Raw genomic sequence first — 4,685 nt, forward strand, 5'->3', positions numbered from 1 at the left:
CCCGCCCGGCCCGGGGGGCTGGGGGCCGCCGTCGCCGGGGTCGTCCCGCCGGCGGGTGCGGTGGGCGTCGCCCTCGCGGTGGCCGGGGCGGCGGCGGCCGGGGGCGCCCTGCTCGGGGCGGACGGTGCCGTCCGGGCCGTCCTCGCGGTGCTGCTGTCCGTCGCGGCCGCGGAGCTGCTCCTGCGGCACTGCGTCCGCCGCTTCGGCGGGGTCACCGGCGACGTGTTCGGCTCGCTCGCGGAGACCGCGGCGACGACCGCGCTCGTCGTCGCGGCCCTGGGCTGACCCGCGCCGGCCTCGGCGGGCACGGCGCCAGACCCCCGGTTCGCACTTCTTGAGCATCGAACTCAGCCTCAGCCGCCGGGAGTCGGCGCGGAACCGGTCGGTGGGCAGCTCGCACTCGACGTCGCCTCATGCGCGCCTCACCGGTACTCCTCGAGGGGACCGGGTCCCGGAAGGTGTCCGTCACGTCACCGAACGGTGAAGACCGCGCGAGGGAGCGCACGCGCAGACGCGCGTAGGCTCGTCCGCAGTGTGCGCCGTACCGGGGCAGGCCCCGCCGAGACCGTACCGCCAGGTCGTCGTTAGGGTCGGCGCCGGGCCCGGTCGACCCACGCTTTTCGGCCACAGCAACTTCACATCGGAAGCGAGAATTCACCACCGTGACTGCTCTCACTCTCAGCACCGCCGCGATCCCCGGTCTGAAGGCCGACGCGATCGTGATCGGTGTCGCCAAGGGCACTGCGTCCGAGGCCGGGGGCCTGGTCGTCGCACCGGGCGCCGAAGCCGTGGACAAGGCTTACGACGGCAGGCTCACCGGCGTCCTGGAGACCCTCGGCGCGTCCGGCGCCGAGGGTGAGGTGACGAAGCTCCCCGCGCCGGCCGGCTTCAAGACGCCGCTCCTGGTCGCGGTGGGCCTGGGCACCCAGCCCGAGAAGGACGCCGCGCCCGACCCCGAGGCACTGCGCAAGGCGGCCGGTGTGGCCGCCCGCGCCCTCACCGGGTCCAAGAAGGCCGCGTTCGCACTCCCCCTGACGGACGCGGCCGACGCCGGCGCGGTCGCCGAGGGCGTGCTGCTCGGCGCCTACTCCTTCGACGCCTACAAGAACAAGGACACCCCCAAGACCAAGGGTGACAAGGGCGAAGGCGGCAAGGACAAGAAGAAGGACGCGAAGGCGCCCCTCGCCGAGGCCGTGCTGCTCTGCGACAAGTCCCGCGACAAGGCGTACAAGGAGGCCGTGGAGCGTGCCACCACGGTGTCCGAGGAGCTCAACCGGGCCCGCGACCTGATCAACACCCCGCCCAACGACCTCGACCCCGAGGCGTTCGCCGCCGTCGCCCAGGCCGCGGCCAAGGAGCACGGCATCAAGGTGCAGGTGCTCGACGAGAAGGCGCTGGCCAAGGGCGGCCACGGCGGCATCCTCGGCGTCGGCGCCGGCTCGGCGTCGGGCCCGCGACTGGTGAAGCTGTCGTACACCTCCGCCAAGGCGAAGAAGCACCTCGCCTTCGTCGGCAAGGGCATCACCTACGACTCGGGCGGCATCTCGCTGAAGCCGGCCGGGCACAACGAGACGATGAAGTGCGACATGAGCGGTGCCGCCGCCGTGTTCGCCGCGGTCGTCGCCGCCGCCCGCCTCGGTCTCGAGGTCAACGTCACCGGCTGGCTGGCCCTGGCCGAGAACATGCCCTCCGGTTCCGCGACCCGCCCGGGTGACGTGCTGCGCATGTACAGCGGCAAGACGGTGGAGGTGCTCAACACCGACGCCGAGGGCCGCCTCGTCCTCGCCGACGCGCTGTGGGCCGCCTCGGAGGAGAAGCCGGACGCGATCGTGGACGTCGCGACCCTGACCGGCGCGATGATGCTGGCGCTGGGCAACCGCACGTTCGGGATCATGGCCAACGACGACGCCTTCCGTACGGCGGTGCACGAGGCCGCCGAGGAGGTCGGCGAGCCCGCCTGGCCGATGCCGCTGCCGGAGCACCTGCGCAAGGGCATGGACTCGGCCACGGCCGACATCGCGAACATGGGTGAGCGGATGGGCGGCGGGCTCGTCGCCGGGCTCTTCCTGCGCGAGTTCGTCGGCGAGGGCATCACCTGGGCCCACCTCGACATCGCCGGTCCGGCCTTCAACGAGGGCAGCCCCTTCGGGTACACGCCCAAGGGCGGTACGGGCTCGGCGGTACGGACGCTGGTCCGCCTCGCGGAGCAGACGGCGGCCGGCGACCTGGGCTGAGCCGATCGGTTGCCGACCGGTCGTCGACCGGTCGCCGGCGGGGCCCCGTGCGCGGGTAGGACGGGGCCCCGCCGACCGGCGCGTCCTGCGGATCCGCCGCGAGTGCCGGCACGTGTGCCGGGGCATGCGGTCCCGGAAGTCCTCGCGCCCGTGACGGGCGGACGTTCGGACGTGGGACGTGTCACACCCCCGCCCCACGTCTCGTTCGGTGCGGACAAGTGCGAGGATAGGGCTCGGCAGGACAGGGCCCCACCGAAGGGCCGACGGCAAAAGCGGCCGGACACCAGCCGCCGACCGGTCACTGGAGACCGGCGTGGCGCACATGCATGGAGGACGTGACGTGGCGAACGACGCCAGCACTGTTTTCGACCTAGTGATCCTCGGCGGTGGCAGCGGTGGTTACGCCGCGGCGCTGCGCGGGGCGCAGCTGGGCCTGGACGTCGCCCTGATCGAGAAGGACAAGGTCGGCGGTACCTGCCTGCACAACGGCTGCATCCCCACCAAGGCCCTGCTGCACGCGGGCGAGATCGCCGACCAGGCCCGCGAGAGCGAGCAGTTCGGTGTGAAGGCCACCTTCGAGGGCATCGACATGGCGGCCGTCAACAAGTACAAGGACGACGTGATCTCGGGCCTGTACAAGGGCCTGCAGGGTCTGGTCGCCTCGCGCAAGGTGACCTACATCGAGGGTGAGGGCCGGCTGTCGTCGCCGACCTCCGTCGATGTGAACGGTCAGCGGATCCAGGGCCGCCACGTCCTGCTGGCGACCGGCTCCGTGCCGAAGTCGCTGCCGGGCCTGGAGATCGACGGCAACCGGATCATCTCCTCGGACCACGCCCTCGTCCTGGACCGCGTGCCGAAGTCCGCGATCGTGCTGGGCGGCGGCGTCATCGGCGTCGAGTTCGCCTCCGTGTGGAAGTCCTTCGGCACCGACGTCACGATCGTCGAGGGCCTCAAGCACCTCGTCCCGGTCGAGGACGAGAACAGCTCGAAGCTGCTGGAGCGCGCCTTCCGCAAGCGGGGCATCAAGTTCAACCTGGGCACCTTCTTCCAGAAGGCCGAGTACACCCAGGACGGCGTCAAGGTCACCCTCGCCGACGGCAAGGAGTTCGAGGCCGAGGTCCTCCTCGTCGCCATCGGCCGCGGCCCGGTCTCGCAGGGCCTGGGCTACGAGGAGGCCGGAATCGCCATGGACCGCGGCTACGTCCTCGTCGACGAGTACATGCGCACCAACGTCCCGACCGTCTCCGCCGTCGGCGACCTCGTCCCCACGCTCCAGCTGGCGCACGTCGGCTTCGCCGAGGGCATCCTGGTGGCGGAGCGGCTGGCCGGCCTGAAGGCCGTCCCGGTCGACTACGACGGCGTGCCGCGGGTGACGTACTGCCACCCGGAGGTCGCCTCCGTCGGCATCACCGAGGCCAAGGCCAAGGAGATCTACGGTGCGGACAAGGTCGTCGCCCTGAAGTACAACCTGGCGGGCAACGGCAAGAGCAAGATCCTCAAGACCGCCGGCGAGATCAAGCTCGTCCAGGTCAAGGACGGTGCCGTGGTCGGCGTCCACATGGTCGGTGACCGTATGGGCGAGCAGGTCGGCGAAGCCCAGCTGATCTACAACTGGGAGGCGCTGCCGGCCGAGGTCGCGCAGCTGATCCACGCCCACCCGACGCAGAACGAGGCGCTCGGCGAGGCCCACCTGGCCCTCGCGGGCAAGCCCCTCCACTCCCACGACTGACGCCTTCGGTCACGGGCACGACGACACAGACTTCCGCACTTTTATAAGGAGCAACCGAAACCATGGCGGTTTCCGTAACCCTTCCGGCGCTCGGTGAGAGCGTCACCGAGGGCACTGTCACCCGCTGGCTGAAGGCCGAGGGCGAACGCGTCGAGGCCGACGAGCCGCTGCTCGAGGTCTCCACCGACAAGGTCGACACCGAGATCCCCGCTCCGGCCTCCGGCGTGCTGTCCTCCATCAAGGTCGCCGAGGACGAGACCGTCGAGGTCGGTGCCGAGCTGGCCCTGATCGACGACGGCAGCGGCGCGGCTGCCGAGGCTCCGGCCCCGGCCGCCGAGCAGCCCGGCGGCGGCACCGCCGAGGGCACGGACGTGGTCCTGCCCGCGCTCGGCGAGTCCGTCACCGAGGGCACCGTCACCCGCTGGCTGAAGTCGGTCGGCGACAGCGTCGAGGCCGACGAGCCGCTGCTCGAGGTCTCCACCGACAAGGTCGACACCGAGATCCCGGCGCCCACCTCCGGTGTGCTGCTGGAGATCACGGTCGGCGAGGACGAGACCGCCGAGGTGGGCGCGAAGCTCGCCGTCATCGGCGCTCCGGGTGCCGCCCCGGCGGCCGCTCCGGCACCGGCGGCTCCGGCCGCCCCGGCGCAGCCCGAACCCGCCCCGGCCCCGCAGGCCGCTCCGGCCCCCGCGCCGGCCGACCCCGCTCCGGCTCCCGCCCCG

Annotated in this window: 4 protein-coding genes and 1 pseudogene; 4 read left to right on the forward strand and 1 reads right to left on the reverse strand. The window is 72.1% G+C overall.

Annotated features, from left to right (window positions below; translation table 11 throughout):
* Positions 1-285: adenosylcobinamide-GDP ribazoletransferase (locus JL475_RS38045; protein WP_202282775.1), on the forward strand; the 285-nt coding region annotated here is incomplete at its 5' end.
* Positions 286-303: 18 nt separating this feature from the next.
* Here JL475_RS38045 and JL475_RS40955 read toward each other — a convergent pair.
* A pseudogene (locus JL475_RS40955) lies at positions 304-405 on the reverse strand (endo alpha-1,4 polygalactosaminidase); the annotation flags it as partial.
* Positions 406-662: 257 nt separating this feature from the next.
* Here JL475_RS40955 and JL475_RS38050 point away from each other — a divergent pair.
* The 3 genes from JL475_RS38050 to JL475_RS38060 form a co-directional block, all read left to right on the forward strand.
* Entirely contained in the window at positions 663-2,234 is a 1,572-nt protein-coding gene (locus tag JL475_RS38050; RefSeq protein ID WP_202282776.1) for a leucyl aminopeptidase, read from the forward strand.
* Between the two features lie 340 nt (positions 2,235-2,574).
* Positions 2,575-3,963: a dihydrolipoyl dehydrogenase gene (lpdA, locus tag JL475_RS38055; protein ID WP_202282777.1), complete on the forward strand. Its 1,389-nt coding sequence runs from the start codon at positions 2,575-2,577 to the stop codon at positions 3,961-3,963.
* Between the two features lie 62 nt (positions 3,964-4,025).
* Positions 4,026-4,685: biotin/lipoyl-containing protein (locus JL475_RS38060; protein ID WP_307825322.1), on the forward strand; the 660-nt coding region annotated here is incomplete at its 3' end.

The organism is Streptomyces sp. M2CJ-2, assembly GCF_016757295.1.
Classification (GTDB): Bacteria; Actinomycetota; Actinomycetes; order Streptomycetales; family Streptomycetaceae; genus Streptomyces.